This window comes from Streptomyces diastatochromogenes, from assembly GCF_002242805.1.
Lineage (GTDB): Bacteria > Actinomycetota > Actinomycetes > Streptomycetales > Streptomycetaceae > Streptomyces > Streptomyces diastatochromogenes.
Genome location: NZ_MCGQ01000001.1, coordinates 92990 through 116226 on the forward strand (window position 1 = coordinate 92990; position 23237 = coordinate 116226).

Here is a 23237-nt window from a genome sequence, read left to right on the forward strand (position 1 = left end):
CGGGCCCTGCCGCCGGTCGCCCGCGCGGTGTCCTCGAACCCGGACGCGTACGACTACCTGGCCGAGTCCATCCGCGCCTGGCCCGACCAGCCCGCCCTCGCCGAACGGCTGCGCAAGGCGGGCTGGTCGAAGGTGGCCTGGCGCAACCTGAGCGGCGGGATCGTGGCCCTGCACCGGGGCTTCAAGATTCCGTAGCGCTTCTAGGGCCGCTTCGTCGCCGGCAGGCAGCCGAGCGGCGTCGGCTTTCGAGGTGCCCAACCGCGAGCGCGCCGTTCACGCACACCGGGCGGTGCTCGTGGCGCTGCCCGACGGCGAGGCGCCCTCGGTCGAGGCGGGCAGCCTCCCTTGTGTCGCCCAGCCGCTAGTCAGCGCGGGTCTACTTGGGGAATCAAGCCGAGCAACTCTGTCCCCATCCCGAGCAGCCCGTTCTCTGACGTGGGCCACCCGGCCGTTCAGTCCTGTGCCGGGGCCATGCCCCAGGAGGGGTCCTCGCGGAAACGCGCGGCCAGTTCGCTGCGGGACCGGATGCCGAGCTTGGCGTAGATGTGCGTCAGGTGGTACTGCACGGTCTTGACGGAGATGAACAGCTCAACAGCGGTCTCCTGGTTGCTCGCCCCACCCGCGACGAGCCGGGCCACAGCCTGTTCCTGAGCAGTGAGGCGGGACATGTCCGCCGTGCCGCGGGGCGCGTGGAGGCCGCCCGCCTTGAGTTCCCGGTCGCACCGCTCCACATACGTTTCGGCCCCCAGGGCCAGGTACGCGTCGCGCGCGTTCTTGAGGACGATGTCCGCCTCCTTGCGCTTGCCCGCACGGCGCAGGGACTGACCGTAGGCGAAGTTCACGCGGGCGCGGTCGTAGGGCAGAGGCAGGCGGTCGAGATGGGCCAAGGCCTGCTCGAACTCCTTGCGGGCGGCGTCGATATCGCCGCGTGCGGCGGAGATCCGCCCGCGGACCAGGCCCAGGCGAGCCTGGGTGGAGTGATGCCCCCGCTGTACGGCCAGTTCTTCGTGCGGGGTGAGAAACGCATCCGCCTGATCGACGCGGCCACTCATCACGAGGGCGTTGCCGTACACGTCCTGCCAGGGCCAGAAACCGGGCTCGTCGATCCACTGCCGCGACGCCAGCTGGAGCACGGGAGCCAGCGCCTCGACGGCCCTCTCGTAGTCGCCTCGTGCCTCGGCGACATGGGCACGTGCCAAGCACGCCGGTACCAGCATGATCTCGTAGTGGTGCAGCTCGGCGGTGGCCTCGTTGAGGTGGTGATCAGCCTTCTCCCAGTCCCCTCGCAGGGCGTGGATCTGCGCACCGGTCCAGTGGACCAAAGGGCGGACAAATTCGATACGCGCCTCACCGAGGCGGCTGGCCGCGCGGTCCACGCTCTCGACGGCCTCCTGCCATGCACCCAGCGCGAACTGGGTTCGAGCCAGCCAGCCCTGGGCCCACAGCGAGATGCGCGTGGAGCCCATGCGGTAGCCGGTGGGAACCGCCGCTTCGAGTCGGCGACGCGCGGTCTCGGGGGCGTCCCGGGCCAAGTCCACCCAGCCGCGGCCGAGCTGGAACCGCTGGGACTGCGCGCTGGCAGGCATGTCGGCTGCGGCTGCCTCGTATTGAGCGGCTGCCTCGTCCGGACGCCCGATGGCGGCCAGCCCGATGCCGAGAACCGCCTTGGACTCGACCACGGACGGATCGGACGGATCTGCCATTTCGATGGCGCGACGGGCCCAGGCCACCAGCTCTGAGGCGTCGCAGCGCCCCAGAGCGTGCAGGACGCGACGCTGGCAGATCTTCGCCGTCAGGTCAGGCCGCTCTTGTGGGTCACAGCGTGTCCAGGCCCGGCTGAGGAAGGTGTCCGCCTCGGAGGGACGACCGCGCATGATGGCCAGATAGCCGAGGACTGCGTCACGCAGCGTCCCGGACGGGAAGCTCTCCAGCTCAGCGGCGAAGACCGCAGCCTGCGGAACATCCCCGGCGCCGATGAGAGCGTCGACGGCACGCAGCATCCGATCCTGGCGCGCGGGCCGGGACGGGCTCAAGCGACTGGCCCTGATCAGTACGTCGGCCGCCGCGCCCCACTCGCCGGCGGACGCCCGGTCACTCGCGTGCCGGTCGAGTTCGTTGGCAAGCCCGGCGTCCGGTCCCGTGGCGGCAGCCACCTCGTGCAACAGGCGCCGGCCCGGGTCCTCCGCACTCCGTGCGGCCAGGCGATGCAGCTCCCGGCGCCTGGTCAGCCCTATGCCGGTGAGCACCGCGGCCTTCACCAGGGGGTGCGTGAAGGACAACAGGACGCGGCCCGGATCGATCGTGGCTCTCAGCAGTCCCGCCGCCTGTGCCTCGTCCACCGCCGGCAAGGCGTCACCGATGCCTGCCACTGGGTCGGCCTCGGTCAGCGGTACGTCGTCCGGGAGGACGGAGCAGGCTTCCACCAGCGCCCGAGTGGATTCGCCACAGCGTGCGAGCCGGTGTCGTACGGCCGCCGCGTAACGGGCCGGTGCAGGCAGAAGCGGTTGCCAGTCGTGCCAGGTGTCCCGTGGCAGTTCACGCAGCAGCTCGCCGGCGTACCGGGGATTTCCCAGGGTGTGCAGGGACAGCCTTCGGGACGCTGGGAGATCCAGCTGGACACCCTGGCTGAGCCCGGCCAACTCCTGCATTTCCGTGGCACCGAACGGCGCCAGTCGCAGGGCTTCGTCCCGCCAGTTGTCCAGGATCGCCAGGGCTCTCAGCGCCTCGAGGAGCGGCGCGTGGACTGCTCCTGTGGGTTGCGCGGCTTGTTCGGGCAGTTGGTACGGCGCCTGTGCCTCAAAAGGATCCTGCAACTCGAACGGGTCGTCCCGGGCGATCAGCAGGACAAGGATCCGCTCCGTCGTCATACGGCGGACGGCGGAGTCGATCGCCTGCAGGCTCTCCGCGTCGGCCCAGTGGGCATCCTCGACTACTGCCACCAGGGGCCGCTCCCGCTGTGCGTCTGCCCAGATCCGACCCAACTGCTCCGCAGCATGGAGCACCGGCTGCCGGTCCTCAGGGGCGGGCGCGGAGAAATCCGTTCCGGCTGCCTGCGCCAGCTGCCTCACCACGCCGAACGTCAGCCCGGACTCCCACGGCACCCCCCTGCTCCGCAGGACGCTGAGAGATTCCCCGCCCGGGGAGCTTGCGCCTGCTGCATGCCTCCGCAGCACATGGTCGGCGAGAAGCGTCTTTCCCATCCCCGCGGGGCCTTGGATCAGCACGATGGAAGCCCGGCCGCCGGAGGCGACGCCGAGCTTGCGGGCCAGGGCAGCGGCCTCTTCGACCCGACCGATCATGGTGCTGTGCTGTTCGGAATGGTTGGTCATAGACGAGTGAGGTCCTGTTCGGCCCAGATGGTCTTGCCCTGGCGGGCATGGCGGGTGCCCCACCGCTGGGCGAACTGGGCGACGAGCAGCAGACCACGTCCGCCCTCGTCGAAAACACGGGCCCGGCGCAGGTGAGGGGATGTGCTGCTCGCGTCGGAGACCTCGCAGATGAGGCTGCGTCGGTCGTGGATGAGCCGGAACTGGATGGGGGGCTCTCCGTAGCGGATGGCATTGGTGACCAGCTCGCTGACCACGAGTTCCGTGATGAAGGCCGCGTCCTCCAACCCCCATGCGCTCAGCTGTCGGGAGGCGTTCTGCCGCATCCGGGCGACGACCGCCGGATCGGAAGGCACGTCCCAGGCGGCCACCTGGTCAGCTCCCAGCGCACGGGTGCGCACGAGGAGCAGGGCGACGTCGTCGTCGGGCGGCTCGGACAGCAGGTCGGCGAAGATGGCGTCGCAGGCCGCTTCCAGAGACTGAACGGGGCCGCTGAGCACTCGGCGCAGCGCGGCCAGCCCTTCGTCAGGATCACGGCCGCGCGCCTGGACGAGACCATCGGTGTAGAGGGCCAGCAGGCTGCCCTCGGGCAGCTCCACTTCAACGGACTCAAAGGGCAGGCCCCCGAGCCCCAACGGGGGGCCAACGGGGATGTCGACGACGTCTGCCGTGCCGTTCGGTCGCTTCACAACGGGAAGCGGATGGCCCGCACGGGCGAAGGTGCAGCGGCGAGAGGCGGGGTCATAGACGGCGTAGAGGCAGGTCGCGGCCATGCCCCCGGTGATCTGCGGGTCGGAGGCTGCGCCGCCGGATTCGGCGGTCAGCGGGATGACCACGTCGTCCAGGTGGGTGAGCAGTTCCTCCGGCGGCAGGTCGATGTCGGCGAGGGTGCGCATCGCTGTGCGCAGTCGGGCCATGGCCACGGATGCCTGGATGCCGTGGCCGACGACGTCACCGATGACCAGGGCGACGCGGGCTCCGGAGAGTGGTACGGCGTCGAACCAGTCCCCACCGACGCCGGCCGGGGAGCCTGCGGGAAGGTAGCGGGAGGCGATCTCGATGGCCGAGTGGTCGGGCAGGCCGAGCGGAAGCAGGCTGCGTTGCAAGGTCTCCGCTGTCGTGTGCTCACGGGCGTAGCGACGGGCGTTGTCGATACAAACGGCCGCGTGGGCGGCGATCTCCTCAGCCAGGATCAGATCCTCCTCCTCGAAGGGTTCTGGGCGTCGGATGCGGAGGAAGGCGATGAAACCGAGCGTGTTCCCACGGGCCTCCATGGGTGCCAGCAGAGCCGAATGGACTCCGGCGGCTCGCAGCCGCTCGACGCGGGCGGGATCGTATGCCTTCCACGAGGCGAAGGCCGCATCCGTCAGCTCCAGAATCACGGGCCGACCTGCGGCAAGGCATTCGGCGGCGGGAGAAAAGGCGGGGTAGGTCGCCACGTCGCCAGGCGCCACACCGGATTCCGGCGCGCCTTCCAGAGTGGATCGCAGGGCGACGCGACGCAGAGTGACCGGTCCGCTCTCCACTCGGCCGGGCGGTTCGTTGCCGGCCTCGATACCGACGAACAGATCCACCGATGTGGAGTCGGCGAACCGCGGGACGGTCACGTCGACCAGTTGCTGTGCGACACGGGTCATGTCCAGGCTGGTACCAATACGGTTGCTTACCTCGTTGAGCAGCAGCAGGCGCTCCCGGGCCTCGTATTCCCTGGTGATGTCCCGGGCGGCGAAGCACACACCGCGCGTCTGGCCGGCTGCGTCCCGCAAGGGGGCAAGGACGATCGACCAGGGGTGATGGCGTCTCTCACTCGGAAGGCTCGCGAAGGTGTCCACGTACTGCCGCTCGCCGCTCCGCAGGACCTCGCGCATGGCGCGCTCGAATGCCTCGACCTCGGGGGCCGGGTTGCACTCGGGGGCGCGCAGTCCTCGCATTTGATCGCTGGTGAGGCCGAGTGCATGCTCCATGTCCGCGTTCCCCACGACAACCCGCAGGTCCGCGTCGAACACGCCAAGAAGACCGGGCATGTGCTCGAACCCCCACTCCAGCAGCGAGTCGGCATCCTCCACCTGGTGCGCTGCACCCCACACCAGCAGCCAGTCGACACCCCACGCCTGAACCCGACGGTTCGCCACCAGCTCTCCCGGCACCTGGTGCCCGTCCCGGTGCCGCAGGCCCACCTTGCCGCTCCAGCTCTGCCGCCCGGCCAGGACGCGCCAGGCCTCGTCCGGATCGCCCGAAACGAGCAGATCGCACACGGCCCGTCCGAGGACGTCCTCGCCGTCGTAGCCGAGCAGGCGTCGGGCCCCCTCGCTCCATCCTGTGAGGATCCCGCGCTCATCGGCGACAGCTGCGGGGATGTCGACCCCCGCCAGGGCGTTCTCGGTGAGCCCTCTGGTCCCGCGGAACCGCGTCATCGCTGCTCATCTCCCGTCGGGAGCGACGTTGCCCGCCACCCCCATGAAACCGCTCGGCTGATCGAACCGCCACTGACTCAGCCACGGCGGCGAGAGGTCCGACCTCAGTGGCCCCGTTCGAGCTACTTCTGGAGGCGGCGGGAGAGTGAGCGTCGTACCCGACGTGCGCGGAGCTACTCGGGGGACTTCTCGTAGACCTTGGCACCCTTGAAGTAGGTGTACTCGACCTGCGTCTGGTGGATCTCGCCCGGCTCGACGTCGAACAGGTTGTGGTTCAGCACGACGAAGTCGGCGGACAGCCCGGTGCGGATCGCGCCCGTGGTGTCACCCAGTCCCATGGCCTTGGCGGGGTTGCTGGTGAAGGCGGCGATGGCCTCGGGCAGCGACAGTCGCTGGGCGAGTCCCAGCTCCCCGGGAACCGCCGGATCCGGGTTGGCACGGGTGACGAGCGTCTCCATGCCCAGCCACGGATTGGGCAGCGGCACCACGGGCCAGTCCGAACCCGCGGCGAGCACGGCGCCGCTGTCCACCAGGTCCTTGCAAGGGAAGCTGCGCTCAACCACCTCCTGCGGGACCTGTTCGGCGGTGATGTCGATGATGACGCTGGGGAACCACATGTACGGAGAGGCATCCGCGACGACGTTCAGTTCGGCGAATCGGGGAACGTCGTCGGGGTGGACGTTGATCACGTGGGCGATCTGGAAGATCGGTCCGTCACCGAGGGCCTTGCGGACTGTCTCGATCGCGTCGAGCGCCAGACGTACGGAGCCGTCGCCCGTAGAGTGCAGCTTCGCGCCGAGTCCGAGCTCGTAACAGCGCTTGAGCGTCTTCACCAGGTCGTCGTGCGACCAGTACGACTCGCCCTTGAAGTCCGGGTCCTCGTGGTCCCCGTGGCAGATGTAGGGGGTCAGCAGGGCGGACGTACGCGTCATCGGGACGCCGTCGAGGAACAGCTTGACGAAGTCGGGCCGGACATGGGGACGCCGGTAGGACCCGCCGACCGCGTAGAGCTCCTCGCCGACCGCGCCCTCCTCGAAGAACGTCCGGGAGGGCATGGAGCCCACCACCCAGGCCGTCATCTCGCCGCTGTCGTCGAGGCCGGCCAGCGCACGGAGACTGTGCTCCAGGGTGCCGGCGTCCTGAGCGGCGGTGATACCGAAGGAGTTCACCATACGCAGTGCGGTCTTGAAGGCGACCCTGAGCCGTTCCTCCGGGTTCTCGATGGAGGCGTTCATCGCGTCCTCGACCACCTTGGACGCCATCTCCAGCAGGACCCCGGTGAGGCGCCCGTCAGCGTCGCGCACGTAGGTGCCGTCCTCCGGGTCGGGTGTGTCCGCCCCGACTCCGATGAGCTCGAGGGCGCGCGAATTGACCCACCGATTGTGCATGGAATCGTCGCGCAGGATCACCGGATGGCCGCCGCTGGCCTCGTCGAACGCCGCCAGGTACCCACCCTTGGAAACGTCCGCGAGGACGGAGCTGGTGATGGTCCCGCCGACGATCCACTCGTCGGGCCCGAGCTCGGCGGCCCTGTCCCTCACCTTGGCCAGGATGTCGTCGAGTGTGTCCGTGGGCAGCAGACCCAGCTCGTGCGCGATCTTGCTGCCGCCGTAGCCGAGGTGTGTGTGGACGTCGCACAAGCCGGGCATCACCATGCGCCCGCCGGCGTCGAGCACTTTCGTTCCGGGGGTGGCCAGGGCCCGGACCTCGTCCGCGCTTCCGACCGCGATGATGTCGCCACCGGCGACCGCGAAAGCCTCGGCCCATTCCCGGGCTGGATCACAGGTGTAGACGGCTGCGTTCGTGACGATCAGATCCGCGCGCTGGCTCATGACGGTGCCTCCGGGCACAAGAAGAAAGTAAGGGGAGGAGGGAGGGAAAGGAGCGGGGGGTCTGGCTGAGGAAGGGTTACTGCGAAACGGCCGACGCGACGAGTTCCGCCGCGAGTTCTACGACCAGGGGCCGCAGGTGCTCGAAGATGAAGTCGGACGTCTCGTCGCCGATCCTGTCGGCCGCCCAGGCGAGATACGTCAGCCCGCGCGCCAGCAGCATGGGCCGCCACAGCTTGAGGTCTTCCGCGCTCAGCGGCCTGACCGTCTGGTAGCCGGCGAAGAGGGCCGACACGACGTCGTCGAAGCGCGGATGCGGAAGGTAGAAGAAGGCCGCGGTCGCGAGATCGAAGAGGTAGTAGCCCTCACCGCTGTCGTCGAAGTCGATGAGGGTCATCCGGCCGACCCGGACGAGTACGTTCTCTGGCGTGACGTCGGCGTGGATCTGCCCGTAGCGGTCGGGGGCCTTGCCATAAACGCCCAGCTCGGTGCCGAGCCACGCCATCGCCCGATCGACGGTTTCACGTCCGGCCGCCCCGTCGTGGAAGGCACGGCGCGGGTCGCCCCAGACGGCGCGGGCGCCGCCGACCACTCCGGCCGCGTCCCACGCCGGCCGCACAGACGGCGTCTGCCGCTGCAGCGTGGACGCCTTCTGGTGCAGCTCGGCGATGAGGACGCCGAGTGCGTGGAAGTCGGCGGGATCCACGATGGCTTCGCCGGTGAAGGCCGACACGACGTCACCGAGAGGCTCGGCATCGGCGACCCATTCGAGCACGTCCACCTGGTGCACGTCCCCGTGCTCATCCGCGACCCGGGAGAAGGGCTCACCCTTCGCCGTGAAGCGAGGGCGGGGGACCGAGACGCCTCCCTCCGCGAGGGCGGCGAGCAGGTCGAGCTCCTCGAGGATCTCGGCATCGGTGCGATAACCGCTGCGGTGCAGGCGCAGGGCGTAGCTGCCGCTCTCCGCCTCGACCTTGAAGACGTAGTTCTCGCGGTACTTCACGAAGGTGAGAACCGCGTCCTGCTCGATGCCGTACTGGGCCAGTGCATGAACCGCGACTCTCTGCGCGGTCTCGACGTCGGTGATCATGCTCGGGGTTGTCCTCTCAGGTGCGATGAGGAGCGAGGAGCTGTCTCTGCCGACAGGGGGCTCGTTGCACCGTTCGGACGACGGCGCCGACGCCCGGGAGCGGCAGGTCCTCGATGTGAGCGGCGGCTTCGCACCCGGGTGATCCGAGGGACGCGGCGCCTGCTCAGGGGAGTATTCGCAGCGCGCCAACCCGAAGTCAATACTTCACGAAAAAATATTGAACCCTTCGTTCAGGGTTTTTTCAGAGGTTGCTGACGAGAGCTTCCATCGCATCGAGCATCTCCGCGGGCTCGACCTGCTCCCGCGCGATGTCGGACAGAGCCGTCCGCATGGCACCCACCAGCAGTTCGGCTATCGCCGCCGGCGATGCCTTCGTCTTCACCACGCCGGCCTGCTGAGCGGCCGCGAGGTCCGCGGTCATCAGGTCGGCACACACCCTCGACGCGTGGCCGCGCACCGGATTGAGCGCTTGGTCGAGTGCTGGGTCGTCGATCGAGTAGAGGCGGCCGATCAGCGGCCGCTGGCCGATGTCCATGAGCGCCCCGGCCATGGCGAGGATCCGGACGCGGTGATCGCCGTCCTCGGCGTAGATCGCCGAGGCTTTCTCGATCATCTCCTGGTTGACTTCCTCGTACAGCTCGCGGAACAGCTCCTCGCGACCCTGCGGGAAGTAGGTGTACAGGGTGACCTTCGAGGCGCCCGCGCGGGCTGCGATGTTCTCGACGGTCGCCGATCCGTATCCGGATTCGGCGAAGACCTCCAGAGCTGCGTCCAGCAGCTCCCGCCGTGTCCTCAGCCGGTTGCGCTCGCGCAGCGACAGCGGGGCGGGGCGCTTCTCCGACTTCGCTTTGCCTGCCATCGGAGAGCTCCTCCTCTTGTTCCGCCGGTCTTCTGAGCTGCCGGTCCTCGGTGATACGACGATACCGGGTGGGCCCGCTCCCCTGGGGCGCAGTGCCGCGGTGACGAGCCTGTCGTTCGTGCTGCCCGCCGTCCGGGGCAGCACGAATGCCCAGCTGACGATCATCCGCGAAACCTGCCGAGGGATGATCGCCCCCACCGCCCCTCAAGATGGTCTCCCGGACCGTAACGGCCAGTGGGTGCATCCGGGTTCCACCTCTCTTCGCGTCGATTCCCGCCCACGATGGCGTGCCGCCGCATCACGGCGCCTTACAGCTCGTCGAGACTCGCCGCGAGTCGGTCGACGAGCAGATCCACGTGCTCGCGCGTGAAGACCATCGGCGGCCGGATCTTCAGGACGTTGTCGTGCGGGCCGATCTTGCTGATCAGGACGCCCTTGCGGCGCATGGCCTCCACGATCTGCTTCGTCTGCGCCGTGGCGGGACGGCCGGTCTCGTCGACGAAGTCGAGGCCGAAGAACAGCCCCGTGCCCCTCACTGCCCTGACCAGGGGCTGTCGTGCGGCCAGCTTCTCCAGCAGGTCATGCGCGTAGCTGCCGACATCATGAGCGCCGCGCTGCAGGCCGCGGTCGATCGTCTCCCGAAGTACTGCCATGCCTGCGGCGGCGGAGACCGGATTCCCGGCGAAGGTGTTGAAGTACAGGTTGGCCGCGCCGAACTCGTCAAGCAGGTCGGTGGTGGTCACCACGCCGCCCAGAGGATGGCCGTTGCCCAAAGGCTTACCCAGGGTGACCAGATCGGGGGCAATGCCGTACAACTCGTGGCCCCAGAAGTGTGATCCAGCGCGACCAAGTCCGGACTGGACCTCATCGGCGACGATCAGACCCCCGGCAGACCGAACCAAGTCGGTGAGGGCCGCGATGTATCCGGCGGGCGGCCGCAGCAGTCCCTCGGTCGAGAACAGCGGGTCGAAGAGTAGGGCCGACACGCCGTGGCCTGCCTCCTTCAACGAGGCGATAGCGGCTTCGGCCTCGGCGAGGGCCTCCGTCAGCAGGACCTCCTCCGACCGGGGGTCACTGTCGAGGTCCGGTATGTGCAGGGCGCGGACATGGGACCCGAACGGCTCCTTGACCCGCAGGCCCGTAGTGAGTTCGGCGAGGCTGGCCGTGTTGCCGTGGTAGCTGAAGTCCGTGACGAGGACGCCCGTGCTCCGGGTGTGCTGGCGAGTCATGCGCAAGGCCAGTTCGTTGGCTTCGGACCCGCTGTTGGTGAACAGCACCTTGTCCAGGTGCGGCGCGAACGTCTCGAGCAGAGCCTCGGCGTATTCCACCACCGGCTCGGAGAGGTAACGCGTGTGGATGTTGAGACGACCGGCCTGCTCGGCGATCGCCCTCACGACCACAGGATTGCAATGCCCCACGTGCGGCACGTTGTTGTAGGCGTCGAGATAGTCGATCCCGTCCGCACCACGGAGCCACACTCCCTGGCCCGAGACCACGTGAAGGGGCTCGTCGTAGAACGTGGGCGAGTGCGGACCCAGCGTCGCCCTTCGCCGGGCCAGCAACTCTCTGTCGCCTTGCGGGTTGGCGGTCATCATCGCGTCTCCGTAGTCAAGATTGAACGGATAGGAAATATTTCACACTATTCGTAAAGTGCATTGTTTTTGATCTTCACGGCGATCGCACCCTCTGACCCGCCGAGCACCCTTTGTTCCCGGCGGGCGAAGAATCGCCGATCCGTGACACTCGTCACCCCCATACGCCCGGTCGACACGACGGCGCGAACCGAGCCTCCGACGACGGCTACGGCAACTCCGGGCCGCCGCACCGTTCAGGCATCTTCGTCACCCCTCCAAGATGTGCTTGCGACTATAAGTTTCCCATAAGGAAAGAATCAACATGGTTTGACAAATGTTTGAACGCCTCGTACAAGTTTCCCGGGGATGATCCCCTCCAAACACATCCACCTTCGGCCAGGAGAGTGACAATGAGTCACGTGACGCATGCCGGACAATCCGATGTCATCTACATGAATGGGGAGGTGCTGGTCGATTCTCGCGGCGAAGCCGCCGAGGCCATCCTCATTCGCGGAGGCCGTGTCGCCGCGGTCGGTTCGAACGCCGAGGTTCTGAGCGCCGCGGGTACGGGAGTCGAGCGTCAAAGCCTGGACGGGGCCACTGTCATCCCCGGCCTGGTCGACACCCACCCGCACTTGATGCACTTCTCCGCGATGCGGGCTCCGCTCGTGGACATCACCCAGGCGCGTGATCACGCCGACATCGTCGCGGCGATCCGGAAGAAGGCCGGGGAGGTCCCTGCCGGGGAGTGGATCCTGACCACTCCGGTCGGGGAGTACCACTACTTCCACCGGCGGTCCTGGCGTGATCTGGCCGAGGGCGCGCTGCCCGACCGGTATGTCCTGGACCGGGCCGCTGCGGACCATCCGGTGCTTATCCAGGCGGTGGCCCCGGTGCTGCCGAACGTGGTGGCGATGAACTCCGCGGCCCTGGCCAGGTGCGGTATCGATGCGTCGACTCCCGACCGTGTGAACAACGTGTGGATCGAGAAGGACGCCGATGGTGTGCCCACCGGCATCCTGCGCGGCAGCGTCACGAGCTACTACAACCAGGACCCGTTCTTCAACAGCCTGCGGGAGCAGATGCCCGAGCTGATCCAGCGCGAGTACGTCGTCGACGCGCTGCTGCAGGCGGTCCAGGGTTACAACGCCATGGGCATCACCACGGTCTACGAGGGCCACGCCATCGAGATCGGGCAGATCGAGCTCTACCGCGCCCTGGGCGCGCAGGGCGTGCTGAACCTGCGCGTCCAGACGGCCCCGGAGATTCAGGGCACGGCACTGCCCGCAGACAGGCCCAAGTCGGCCGAGGAGGTACGTGCGCTGCTGGAGACGGCCCTGGCGATGCGGACACTCGACGACGACTGGGTACGCGTCGACGGTGTCACCGCCTGCACCTACGGCACCTGTTACAGCGGCAACGTCCTCTCCCACGACGGCTACCTGGACCCCTACGGGAACCTCACCCACGGCCACCGCGCGATCAGCGAAGAGAACATGCGGCTCGCCTTCGACTTCTGCGCCGAGCACGGGCTGCGCCTGAACGTCGTCTCCATCACCCCCGACGAGCACGACGAGAACATCGCGCTCGCCGAGGAGACGATCCGCAAGCACGGCCTCGACCGCCTGGACGCCGTGATCCAGCACGCCGAGATGACCCGCCCGGGCCAGTCGAAGCGACTCGCCGAACTGGGCTTCGACCTGACGGTCAGCTCGAGCTTCACCTTCGGCAAGGGCGACATGATCGCCGAACGGTTCGGCCCCGAGGCACTGAAGCTGCTCAACACCTTCCACACGCACCTCGACGCCGGGCTCTCCGCCGCCGGCGGCATGGACTGGGGACCCACCAACCCCTTCGAGCAGATGCAGCTTGCCGTCACCCACCAGATGTTCCCGAGTGGACGCACCAACGCGGGCCCCGCCCAGGTCATCTCGCGCGCCGAGGCGTTCCACATGTGGACCGGCGCCGGCGCGAAGGTGCTCCGCTGGGACGGCATCGGCACCCTCACCCCCGGCAACCACGCCGACCTCGCCATCGTCGACCGCAACCCGATCACCTGCGACATCGACGCCCTCCCCGCCACCCGCGTGCTCCGCACCCACATCGCCGGCCGCCTCGTCCACGACAACGGCGCGCTCCCCGCTCACGCGTAGCCGAAGACGACGTGGCGTTGGACCCACTGCTCCCAGCGCCACGTCACCGTCCCTGCGTGACGGCCTGTCGCGCACCACGGGCCGCACGCAGGGACGGCACCCGACGCAGAAGGGCCGTTCGGCCCGCACGAAGCAATCACCAGATCATGGAGCAAACAGTGACCTCGTCAACTGACCGGGGTGGGGACCCCAGCCGTCCCAAAATGCCCGACCACGGCACGGGCAACCGCATCGTCCTCACCGGCGGCACCGTGCTGACCTGCGACGGTGACGACACCGAGGCCGAGGCGATCGCGATCGCCGGCGGCCGAGTACTGGCCGTCGGCGATGCGGACACGGTCCGCTCGGCCGCCGGGCCCGAAGCCCGGGTCGTGGACCTGGACGGCGCGACCGTGCTGCCCGGACTCATCGACACGCACCCTCACGTGCTGCATCTGGGGGTCATGGCGTACCCGTTGGTCGACCTGGCCGACGCCGTCGACCACGACGACATCGTGGCGAGGATCGCGGCGAAGGCCGCGCAGACGCCGGCCGGCCAGTGGGTGATGACCATGCCCGTCGGTGAACCCTCATACTTCATCCGCCGTTCCTGGCGCGACCTGAGGGAAGGCGAACTGCCCACCCGCGAGGTCCTGGACCGTGCCACCACCGAGCACCCCGTGCTCATCCAGGCGTGGGGGCCGACCACGCCGAATGTGATGGTGTTCAACTCCGCCGGTCTGCGGGCGGTCGGCATCGACAGCAGCACCCCCGACCGCGTGGAGGGTGTAGAGGTCGAGAAGGACTCGAACGGGATTCCCACCGGCCGGCTGCGGGGCCGGGTCAACAACATCTACAGCGGGGATGCCTTCACCGAGCAGTTGATGCGGAACCTGCCCATCCTCGACCCCGCCGACGTCCTGCCGGGAACCCAGCAGGCGATGCGTGAGTACAACGCCCTGGGCGTGACGACCGTCTACGAGGGTCATTCCCTGGACTTCCCCGAGATCAGCGCCTATCAGGCGCTGCGCAACGCGGGCGCCTCGACACTGCGCGTCCTGTGCTGTCCCGAGGCGCAGCCCAACGGCCTGCCGGGGAGTGCGCCCATCGACGACGAGACGCTCCTCATCCGCCTGGAACAGGCCGCCGCCATGGTTCAGCGGGAGGACGACATGCTGCGCGTCGACGGCATCTCGTTCGGGCGCGGTGGCCCGATCTCCTCCGGCATGATCCTTATGCGCGACCCCTACAGGGACGCGGACGGCAACCTCACCCTGGGCGCCTCGTTCCTGAGCCCCGAACGAGCGGAGACCGTGATCCGGTTCGCGCACGAACATGGGCTGCGCCTGAACATCGTGACGGCCGGAACCGCCGAGCACGACGTGAACCTGGACGTGCTGGAGAAGCTGGCAGGTGGTGGCACGCTGGACACCGACGGCCGCGCCTGGATCTTCCAGCACCTGTACTTCTTCGAGCCGGAGCACGCACGACGGGCCGCTGCCCTCGGCCTTGACGTCACAACCAGCATGTCGTTCTCCTGGGGCAAGGGTGAGCTGGCCCGCGGGCGGATCGGTGAGCACATGCTCGAACATCTGATCCCGCTTCGCAGGCTGCTCGACGCCGGGCTGCGCGTCGGTTGCGGCACCGACTGGGGGCCGAAGAACGTCTTCGAGCACATCGCGCTCGCTGTGGAGCCCACGTACGCGGGCAGCGGCGCCAAGGCCCCGACCCCCGGCATCACCCGCAGGGAGGCCCTGGCGATGTGGACCCGCGACGCGGCCCACGTCCTGCGCTGGGAAGGCATCGGCTCGCTCGAGCCCGGCAACTGGGCCGACCTCTGCGTGGTCGACCGCAATCCGCTGACCTGCCCGCTCGAGGACCTGCCCGCCACCGAGGTACGGGCGACGCTGCTGGCGGGCGAGCCCGTGCACGGCAGCCTCGCGTAGATACGCCGTCGTCCCCCAACTTGGTCCGGCGCGCCCGCATGGTCGCGCCGGGCCAAGTTGCCTGCTGGGAAACCTGCAGGAGACGAGTCGTCACCGCTCAATCAGCGGCAACACGAGTCGGCTTGGGTGGCCGTGGTGGACGGTGTTCACGGCCGGCGCCTCGGCTCGGTGCCGATGTCGAGGATCCGGCAACAGCGGGCGCCACGAGCAGGAGAGCCTCTCCGACGCCGGTCAGCCTCTTCCCGGACAGCTCAGCCGGAACAACGCAGCGCCGACTTCACGCTCGAGAGACTTGATCTGCTGGCTGAGACAAGGCGAACCGTGCCGCAACCGCTCCGTCGTCCTCGTCAGATTCCCCTCGGCGACCGTGCCGCAGCATCAGAGCTGTCGCTGTTCCCCCTCGCTCACCTGTCGCCGGGCGCGGGACCCGCGTCGAGCCCGGCGAGGTCGGCCATCACGAGGATCTGGTGCTCGAAGTACTCCCGCCGCGCATCGATCAAGTCGTCGAGCCGACCGAAGACCTCGAAGGTGACCAGGCCGAAGAGTTGCGTCCACAGGGTGAAGGCGATGGCGATGACCGACTCGGGTGTCGGCTCGGTCCAAGCGGGCTTCGGCCCCTGCGACTCGTCCAGCAGCCGGCGCAGGTCCGCGGCGGTCGCCGCGGGCAGCGGTCGAGGCGGGATCGTCGGGAGCAGCCCGCGTTCAGCGGCGTCGAACAGGATGCCGATCAGCGTCAACACGACCTCCGAGGCCGGGCCCACCATCTCGGGCGGCGCCGCGTATCCCGGGACTGGGCTGCCGTAGATGAGGGCGTACTCGGCAGGGTGGTCCAGAGCCCACGAGCGCACGCCGTGGCTGAGCGCAAGGAACCGTGCCCGCAGGTCGTCGCGGGTCACGGCGGCTTCGGCATCTTTTGCGCTGGCCGCCAGCGCCACATAGGCGTCCGTGATCAAGGCGGTCAACAGGGCGTCGCGGCTCGGGAAGTAGCGGTACAGCGCCGACGGGACCAGGCCGGCATCTCGCGCGACCGCACGCAGGGACAGGTTCGCACCCTCCGTGGCCAAGTGCCGCTTCGCGATGGCGCGGATCTCCTCGGCCGTCTCGGCGCGGACTCGCGCGCGCAGTGATGGCACCGACATGAGGGCATTCTCGCACAGCGCGAGAACGGCGAACCGAAGAGAGAACAGTGTTCTTGACAATCGGGTCGGCGAGTCCACAATGGACTGCGAGAACAGCGTTCTCTGAACGAAACACTGTGCACTCTCGGAGGTGACACCATGTCTTTGCACGTCATCGTCGGTGCCGGACCGGTCGGGTCGGCCACCGCACGCCTTCTCGCCAACCGGGGTGAACAGGTCCGCGTGGTGACGCGGCGCGGCACCGGCCCCGAACACCCCGGCGTCGAGCGGGTGGCCGCCGACGCCACCGACGCGTCGGCCCTCGCCCGCCTGTGCGCGGGGGCGGCGGCGCTGTACAACTGCGCGAGCCCGCCCTACCACCGGTGGCCTCTTGACTGGCCGCCGCTGGCCGCGGCCTTCCTGGATGCGAGTCGAGACAGCGGCGCCGTGCTCGTCAGCACCGGCAACGTCTATGGCTATGGCCCGGTGGACGGCGCGATGACCGAACAACATCCACTGCGGGCGACCGGCACGAAGGGCCGCGTCCGGGCAAAGATGTGGACTGACGCGCTCGCCGCGCACGACGCCGGCGAACTCCGCACCGCAGACGTGCGCTCGTCGGACTACCTCGGCGCAGGTACCCAATCGATGCTCACCATGGCCGTCCTGCCCAAGGTGCTGGCGGGAGCACGCGTGCGCGTTCCCGCGGATCTGGACGCGCCGCACAGCTGGACCTACGTCGGCGACGTCGCCCGCACACTGGTCACCGTCGCGGCTGACGAGAACGCCTGGGGCCGGGCTTGGCACGTGCCGAGCGCCGCGCCGGTGTCCCTCCGTGACCTCGCCACCCACGCGTGCAAGCTGGCCGACGCCCCTGCGCCCCGGCTGTCCACCATGCCGACGGCAGTGCTCTGGCTCGGCGGACTGGGCAACCCGCTGGTCCGTGAGCTGCGTGAGACGCAGTACCAGGTCCGTCGGCCGTTCGTGCTGGACTCCTCTGCCGCGACCGCAGCCTTCGGCATCCACCCCATCCCGATCGACGTGGCGCTGCGCGAGACTGTCGCGGGACTGCGCGACGGCCCAGTTGCACATACCGATTTCTCGGCAACAGCATCCGGCTGAGCTTCCGACAGCGCGGCCGTCGTCTGCATGGTGTCCCGAATCACCGCCGCCCACCCCCGCGCGACCAAGGCGTGAAGGGACGCCGGGTACCGCACCGCCGCCATCAACCACGGTGCCTGCCTCAGCTTCGCCGTCCAGCCCGCCCCACGCCCGCCAGGTCATTTGATCCGGTTACTGAACGGGTCCCCACTTGCTGAGTGTTTGGTCCCAGGTCAGGTTCCACGCCAGTTACAGGGTGGCTTCGCCGGTGAGTCTGCTGGCCATAAGGTCGATCATGGCTTCGGAGCAAGGCCCGCTGGACCTGCGAGGCCCCGGCAGTCAAACCAGCAACCTGGGCCGCGCGCCTTGCCCGCAGCCCAGGTCACCGGTGTCCGTGTCTCAGACGGAGGCGCCTTCGGCCTCGGCCGACAGCTCGGCCCACTCCTCCCACGTCTTGAGCCGCTCGGCGTAGACCTGGGGCACAACCTGGAGGGGGGCGGTGCCGAAGAAGACGCGCAGCGGGGGGTTCTCGGCATCGACGATCTTCAGCAGCGCCGGGCCCGCGGCCGTGGGGTCACCGATCTTCAGACCTGCGAACGCGGCGGCTACAGCGTCGCGGGCACTGTCGTAGGCGGGCAGCGGCTGAGCCTGGGCCGCCGACGAGCCCGCCCAGTCCGTGGCGAAGCCGCCGGGCTCAACCAGGGTGACCTTGACCCCGAACGAGGCGACCTCCTGGGCCAGGGCATCGCTCAGCCCCTCCAGCGCCCACTTCGAGGCGCCGTAGCCACCCAGAGTGGGGAAGGTGGCGACACCGCCGACAGTGGAGATCTGCACGATGTGGCCGTCGCCTTGGTCGCGCAGGTACGGCAGGACCGCCTGGGTCACCCACATCGCGCCGAAGAAGTTGGTCTCGAACTGATCGCGGATCTCCTGCTCGCTGAGCTCCTCGACAGCGCCGAACAGGCCGTAGCCGGCGTTGTTGACGACGACGTCCAGGCGCCCGAAGTGCTCATGGGCCTGCTTGACGGTTGCGGTGACGGCGGCCTTGTCGGTCACGTCCAGGGCCAGCGGCAGGATCGCGTCGCCGTGCGCAGCGACCAGATCTGACAGGGATTCGGTATTGCGGGCGGTCGCCGCGACCTTGTCGCCGCGAGACAGGGCCGCCTCGACGAAGTGACGGCCGAAGCCGCGGGACGAACCGGTGACGAACCAGATCTTGCTCAAGGGGAAGCTCCACAGGTGGTACGAGGTCTACACAAGAGACACTACCTCTTTATGCGACTCAGTCTCAAGATGAGTCTTGAGTGTAGAGTTCTCGGAATGGCTGACACATCGAGACCACGCCGCGCCACGCCGTCGACGCTGCGTGACCGGACGCGGCAGGCGATGCGAGCCGAGGTGAGCGCCGTGGCGTTCCGTCTCTTCGCTGAGCAGGGCTTCGACAAGACGACCGTCGATCAGATCGCCGCCGAGGCGGGACTGTCGCGTGCCACCTTCTTTCGGTACTTCGGGACCAAGGAGGACGTCGTCCTCGGTGATCTCGAAGACCTCGGCCGCGATGTCGCCGGGCGTCTCGCCGAGCGCCCCGCGGACGAGCGGCCCTGGGACTCGCTGCGCCGCGCCTTCGACGCCCTCACCGATTTCAATGCCGACGAACCCGAAAACGCCTTGGCATACGTGCGGATGCTCTACGAGGCCCCGTCCTTGAAGGCCCGCCATTGGGAAAAGCAGCAGGCTTGGCAGGAGCTGCTCGTGCCGGAGGTAGCCCGTCGGCTCGGCACCGACCCGGCCGCCGCCGAGGATCCCCGTGCCCGCGCACTCGTCTCCTCAGCCCTCGCCTGCAAGGACGCGGCCACCGACGCCTGGACGGCCTGCAACGGCGCCGTTCCCCTCGCCGTACTCATCGACCGCGCGATGGGAGCGCTGACCGCGTGAGCCGGCGACCTGTGCCGCCACCGGACGGTGGAGAGGCGGTTGGTGCCTGCTCGACGCAGGGTGCCGAGACCTCGGCATCAGGACCGTGGCCGGCACCCCACGCCGGCTTGGGCTGAACAGGTCAGCCGACGCCTGCCCGCGCGCTCGACCCGCCTTGGCTGATCGTCATTACCGCCGGAGGGTCGCGCAGTGGGACAGGCCAGAGCTGCCGATCGCCAGTGATTCGGTCACGCCGGATGCGGAACGGGCTCGACAGGCGTCACGATGCCGGAGTTCGCGTGAAGTACCTCCGCCAGATCGAGCACCGTCTCCTGGGCGAAGGCCCGTCCGATGAGCTGGACGCCCAGCGGTGCCTTGCCCGGGCGCGTCTGGGTGGCCACACCCACGGCGGACAGCCCCAGTGCGGGGCCAGGCCGGTGGATCGCTCAACTAGGCCCCGGCAGCCACACCGACTGGGAGTGGATCGAAGCCGCAGCGGACAACATCAGCAACGCGGTCCTCACCGCCCCTTCTACTGCCCGGCATCGGCACCATCGCCGAACTCGGCCGGGCCCACGCCCTCGGCGTCCGCTCGGTGCGCATCGCCACCCACTGCACCGAGGCCGACTTCGCCTCCCAGCACATCGCCAAGGTCCGCGAACTGGGCATGGACGTCTCCGGCTTCCTCATGATGAGCCACATGCCCCCGGCCGCTGAACTCGCCGCCCAGGCCAAGCTGATGGAGTCCTACGGCGCTAACTGCGTATACGTCACCGACTCCGGCGGCCGCCTCACCATGGACGGCATACGCGAGCGCGTCCGCGCCTACCGGGACGTACTGGAGGAGACTACGGAGATCAGTGTGCACGCGCACGAGAACCTCTCCCTCTCCGTGGCCAACAGCGTCGTAGCCGTGGAGGAGGGCGTGACCCGTGTCGACGCTTCCCTCGCCGGTCAGGGCGCGGGCGCCGGCAACTGCCCCATCGAGGCCTTCATCGCCGTGGCCGACCCGCAGGGCTGGAAGCACGCTTGCGACCTGTTCGCTCTCCAGGACGCCGCCGACGACCTGGTCCGCCCGCTCCGGGACCGCCCCGTCCAAGTCGACCGGGAAACTCTCACTCTCGGCTACGGCGGTGTGTACTCCTCGTTCCTGCGCCACGCCGAGCTCGCCGCACAACGCTACGACGTCGATGCCCGGACCCTGCTGCTGGAGGTCGACCGCCGAGGCCTGGTCGGCGGACAGGAAGACATGATCGTGGACATCGCGCTCGACCTGAGGGGCGATGCGCCTTCTACGTGCTAGCGATGTGGATCGGAGCTCACTCACCGAGTTGCTCGGTGACCTGCCGATACCGGTTCGGCCGCCGCACCTTGAGCCACAGGCCGTATCCGGCGCCTGCGAGGAAGACAACTCCGATCAACACCGGCAGCGCGTTGACAAAGGTGTTGCTCGCACCACTGAGCAGATCGAACCTGCTGATGGCGAGGATGACGCCGAAACCCATACCTCCGAGTGCAAGGAACGGAGCGATCAGCGTGGGCCACCGCGCACCCTCGCTGTGCCTGCGGAAGTAGCCGATGACCGCCAAGCTCGCCAAGCACTGGAGCACCATGACGCCGACGGTACCGAGACCTGCTGCGACCGTCCCCAGGCCGACCATGGGTGACGTCCCGCAGAGGAAGCCGACCGCGACGATCAACGTTGTGGTGACCGACACGACGATGCTCGCCACGTGGGGACCGCCGTACCGGGTGTGGACCTTGCCCACGGCTGCGGGAAGGCACCGCTGTCTGCCGAGCGAGAACAGGTATCGACTGGCGACGTTGTGCAGCGCCAGTGCGGTGGCGAACATGCTGGTGGCCACGAACACCGCCATCAGCTGGCTGACCCACGGCGCCAAATAGTTCGCGGTCAGGTTGAAATACAGATCTCCAGTGGCCCCGCGGGCCGTCTGCGTGATCTGGTCGGCGCCGACGGCTCCGACGGTCACCCACGTCGTCAGGACGTAGAAGGCACCCATCACGGCAACCGCACCATAGGTGGCGCGCGCCACGCTCCGGCGCGGATCACGTGCCTCCTCCGAGTACAGGGCCGCGGACTCGAAACCGATGAACAAGAGGAAGACGAGCATCACCGCGATTCCCGGTGTACCGGAGCCAACCGCCTGGAACGAGAACGACTTCACCGGAAAGGCCTGCATCCCCAGGCGCCCGATGATGCTCACGACGAGGCACAGCAGGATGACGAACTCGGCGGCGAGAAGCACCGCGATGACGCGGAAGCTCAGGTCGATGCCCCGGTAGCCGAGCCCGGCGACGAGCAGCCCTCCCACGGCGGCGAACCAGATCCACGAGCCGGACCACCCGATGATTCCGGCGACCGCCACTTGGCTGAAGTAGGCGAAATAGGCCAGTGCACCGGTAACGACCACCACATAGGAGAACATGGCCACGAACGCGGACCCGAGCCCGGCAATGCCACCCAGTCCGTGCGTCACGTAGGAGTAGAAAGCACCCGTGGACACGATTCTGCGGCTCATTGCCGAGTACCCGACAGAAAACAGCGCGAGGACGAGGGAAACGCCCACAACCGTGAGCGGAAGCCCGGCACCGTTGCCAAAGGCGAAGGCCACGGGCACGATCCCCACCACCGCCGCCATGGGAGCCGCCGCCGCGACCACCAGCAAGATCAGGTGCCATGCGCCCAGGCTCTGCCGGAGCGCGCCGGCCTCCACGGCCGCAGGTGGACCCGAAGGGAGTTGGAAATCCGTTCTTGACATGTCAGCAGCATCGTTCACAGTGCGCTTCCTTCAGTCTGGACGACAGTTCGACAGAGGCCCCGAAATCCTTGGGCAAAGAGAAGGACGCTCCCGCGGACCCGAATTGCCGGGTTCCACTCAGGCGGGGAACGACGAACGGGCGTGGTAGCCGTAGTCCGCCAGCAACGAAACGCCGTTCACCGCAACAGAATTCGGTGACGCCAAACTGAGAACAAGCCATGCGATCTGTTCCGGGGTGCTCACCGGATAGTCCACCCCGGCGAAGGATTCAACTCCCATTCCATCGCGAGACATCGGCGTATCCACGATCGACGGACAGACGCTGTTTACTCGCACACCGTGTGGCTCATGCAATTCCACGGAAAGCGCACGTGTCAGTTGCGCCACTGCACCCTTGGAAGCGTTGTAGGCGAGCATTCCGGGGGCGGCAACGAACCCGGAATCGCTACCGACAAGCGTGTACGTCGGATCGACTCCCTCCTTCAGATAGGGAAGCGTGAGCTTGACAGACAGAAAGGCACCCAGAACGTTAACTCGCTGGACTTCCAGGAAGTCTTCCGCTCGTACCTGATCGACGGCATCTCCGAGCGGTCCCGCAATACCGGCGCTGTTGACGACATGGTCCAGCCCGCCGAGGTCGGCCACGATGGCAGTGACCGCGGTCCGCATCGACTCCTCGTCGGCCACATCGCCGACGTATCCGACGATTTTCGCTTCCGGGTGCGACGCGCGCAGCCTCTTCAGGGCGGACTCCAACCGCTCCGCAGAGCGCCCGATGATCCCTACGCGCGCCTGCTCGCCGGCGAAGAGGTGCGCAGCGGCCAGACCGATCCCCGAGGTACCGCCCGTGATGAGGACATTCCGGTCCTTGAATCCAAGGTTGATCATTCCTAAACCCTTTTCACGTAAGGATGCTCAACAAATCATCAGGGCGAATTGTGCATGCTGGATCGCGGTGCGCTCGACATCGAGCAATCTGCATTTCAATCGATGAAATTCGCGACACCCCGGCCAGAGGGGTCGGACTGTCGCTGGCGCGGCCGCCACTGCAGTGGAGGCACAAGGAATATCTACCGGGTCCTCTCGACGGCGCCCTGCTGGTCCCCGAATGGTCGCAGTCCGCCAACCCCGAGTCAATACTGAGCGGAAGTTTT

16 protein-coding genes and 2 pseudogenes are annotated in these 23237 nt (G+C 68.0%); 6 read left to right on the forward strand and 12 right to left on the reverse strand.

What is annotated here, in order from left to right; translation table 11 throughout:
• A partial coding sequence (locus BEK98_RS49755) for a class I SAM-dependent methyltransferase (RefSeq protein WP_244201676.1) occupies window positions 1-195 on the forward strand: 195 nt, incomplete at its 5' end.
• Between the two features lie 257 nt (window positions 196-452).
• Here BEK98_RS49755 and BEK98_RS00415 read toward each other — a convergent pair.
• The 6 genes from BEK98_RS00415 to BEK98_RS00440 form a co-directional block, all read right to left on the reverse strand.
• Complete coding sequence (locus tag BEK98_RS00415) at window positions 453-3329, reverse strand: helix-turn-helix transcriptional regulator (protein WP_244201677.1); 2877 nt, start codon at window positions 3327-3329, stop codon at window positions 453-455.
• Window positions 3326-5740, reverse strand: coding sequence for a SpoIIE family protein phosphatase (locus BEK98_RS00420; RefSeq protein ID WP_094214283.1), 2415 nt, complete (start codon window positions 5738-5740; stop codon window positions 3326-3328). Before BEK98_RS00420 ends, BEK98_RS00415 begins: the two co-directional genes overlap by 4 nt.
• Before the next feature lie 173 nt (window positions 5741-5913).
• Window positions 5914-7572, reverse strand: coding sequence for an amidohydrolase (locus tag BEK98_RS00425; protein WP_094214284.1), 1659 nt, complete (start codon window positions 7570-7572; stop codon window positions 5914-5916).
• Window positions 7573-7648: 76 nt separating this feature from the next.
• Window positions 7649-8659, reverse strand: coding sequence for a phosphotransferase enzyme family protein (locus BEK98_RS00430; RefSeq protein ID WP_094214285.1), 1011 nt, complete (start codon window positions 8657-8659; stop codon window positions 7649-7651).
• A gap of 241 nt (window positions 8660-8900) precedes the next feature.
• The gene (locus BEK98_RS00435; protein ID WP_167444060.1) at window positions 8901-9518 is read right to left on the reverse strand and encodes a TetR/AcrR family transcriptional regulator; all 618 of its coding nucleotides are present in this window, start codon (window positions 9516-9518) and stop codon (window positions 8901-8903) included.
• Between the two features lie 308 nt (window positions 9519-9826).
• The gene (locus BEK98_RS00440; protein ID WP_208642961.1) at window positions 9827-11113 is read right to left on the reverse strand and encodes an aspartate aminotransferase family protein; all 1287 of its coding nucleotides are present in this window, start codon (window positions 11111-11113) and stop codon (window positions 9827-9829) included.
• Window positions 11114-11502: 389 nt separating this feature from the next.
• On the opposite strand from BEK98_RS00440, the gene BEK98_RS00445 reads away from it, so the two are divergent.
• Both BEK98_RS00445 and BEK98_RS00450 read left to right on the forward strand, forming a co-directional pair.
• Complete coding sequence (locus tag BEK98_RS00445) at window positions 11503-13245, forward strand: amidohydrolase (protein WP_094214287.1); 1743 nt, start codon at window positions 11503-11505, stop codon at window positions 13243-13245.
• Between the two features lie 203 nt (window positions 13246-13448).
• Window positions 13449-15170, forward strand: coding sequence for an amidohydrolase (locus BEK98_RS00450; RefSeq protein WP_167444061.1), 1722 nt, complete (start codon window positions 13449-13451; stop codon window positions 15168-15170).
• 231 nt (window positions 15171-15401) lie between these two features.
• Here BEK98_RS00450 and BEK98_RS47800 read toward each other — a convergent pair.
• A pseudogene (locus BEK98_RS47800) lies at window positions 15402-15524 on the reverse strand (hypothetical protein); the annotation flags it as partial.
• Window positions 15525-15574: 50 nt separating this feature from the next.
• Entirely contained in the window at window positions 15575-16309 is a 735-nt protein-coding gene (locus BEK98_RS00455) for a TetR/AcrR family transcriptional regulator (protein ID WP_094214289.1), read from the reverse strand.
• Between the two features lie 138 nt (window positions 16310-16447).
• Between BEK98_RS00455 and BEK98_RS00460 the strand changes: the two genes are divergently transcribed.
• The gene (locus BEK98_RS00460) at window positions 16448-17410 is read left to right on the forward strand and encodes an NAD-dependent epimerase/dehydratase family protein (RefSeq protein ID WP_094214290.1); all 963 of its coding nucleotides are present in this window, start codon (window positions 16448-16450) and stop codon (window positions 17408-17410) included.
• Window positions 17411-17788: 378 nt separating this feature from the next.
• Here the strand turns inward: BEK98_RS00460 and BEK98_RS00465 are convergent, their stop codons facing one another.
• Complete coding sequence (locus BEK98_RS00465; RefSeq protein WP_208642962.1) at window positions 17789-18613, reverse strand: SDR family oxidoreductase; 825 nt, start codon at window positions 18611-18613, stop codon at window positions 17789-17791.
• A 96-nt stretch (window positions 18614-18709) separates the two neighbouring features.
• Between BEK98_RS00465 and BEK98_RS00470 the strand changes: the two genes are divergently transcribed.
• Window positions 18710-19324, forward strand: a complete 615-nt coding sequence (locus tag BEK98_RS00470) for a TetR family transcriptional regulator (protein WP_208642963.1) — start codon at window positions 18710-18712, stop codon at window positions 19322-19324.
• A gap of 227 nt (window positions 19325-19551) precedes the next feature.
• Here BEK98_RS00470 and BEK98_RS48835 read toward each other — a convergent pair whose 3' ends face one another.
• Window positions 19552-19704 carry a hypothetical protein gene (locus BEK98_RS48835; protein ID WP_167444054.1) on the reverse strand — a complete coding sequence of 51 codons (153 nt, stop codon included), beginning with the start codon at window positions 19702-19704 and terminating at the stop codon, window positions 19552-19554.
• Window positions 19705-19730: 26 nt separating this feature from the next.
• Here BEK98_RS48835 and dmpG point away from each other — a divergent pair.
• Window positions 19731-20606 (forward strand): annotated as a pseudogene (gene dmpG, locus BEK98_RS00475) (4-hydroxy-2-oxovalerate aldolase); the annotation flags it as partial.
• 16 nt (window positions 20607-20622) lie between these two features.
• On the opposite strand, the gene BEK98_RS00480 reads toward dmpG, so the two are convergent.
• Window positions 20623-22101: an APC family permease gene (locus tag BEK98_RS00480; RefSeq protein WP_094214292.1), complete on the reverse strand. Its 1479-nt coding sequence runs from the start codon at window positions 22099-22101 to the stop codon at window positions 20623-20625.
• Between the two features lie 99 nt (window positions 22102-22200).
• Window positions 22201-22971: an SDR family NAD(P)-dependent oxidoreductase gene (locus tag BEK98_RS00485; protein WP_094214293.1), complete on the reverse strand. Its 771-nt coding sequence runs from the start codon at window positions 22969-22971 to the stop codon at window positions 22201-22203.
• Window positions 22972-23237 lie beyond the last annotated feature (266 nt).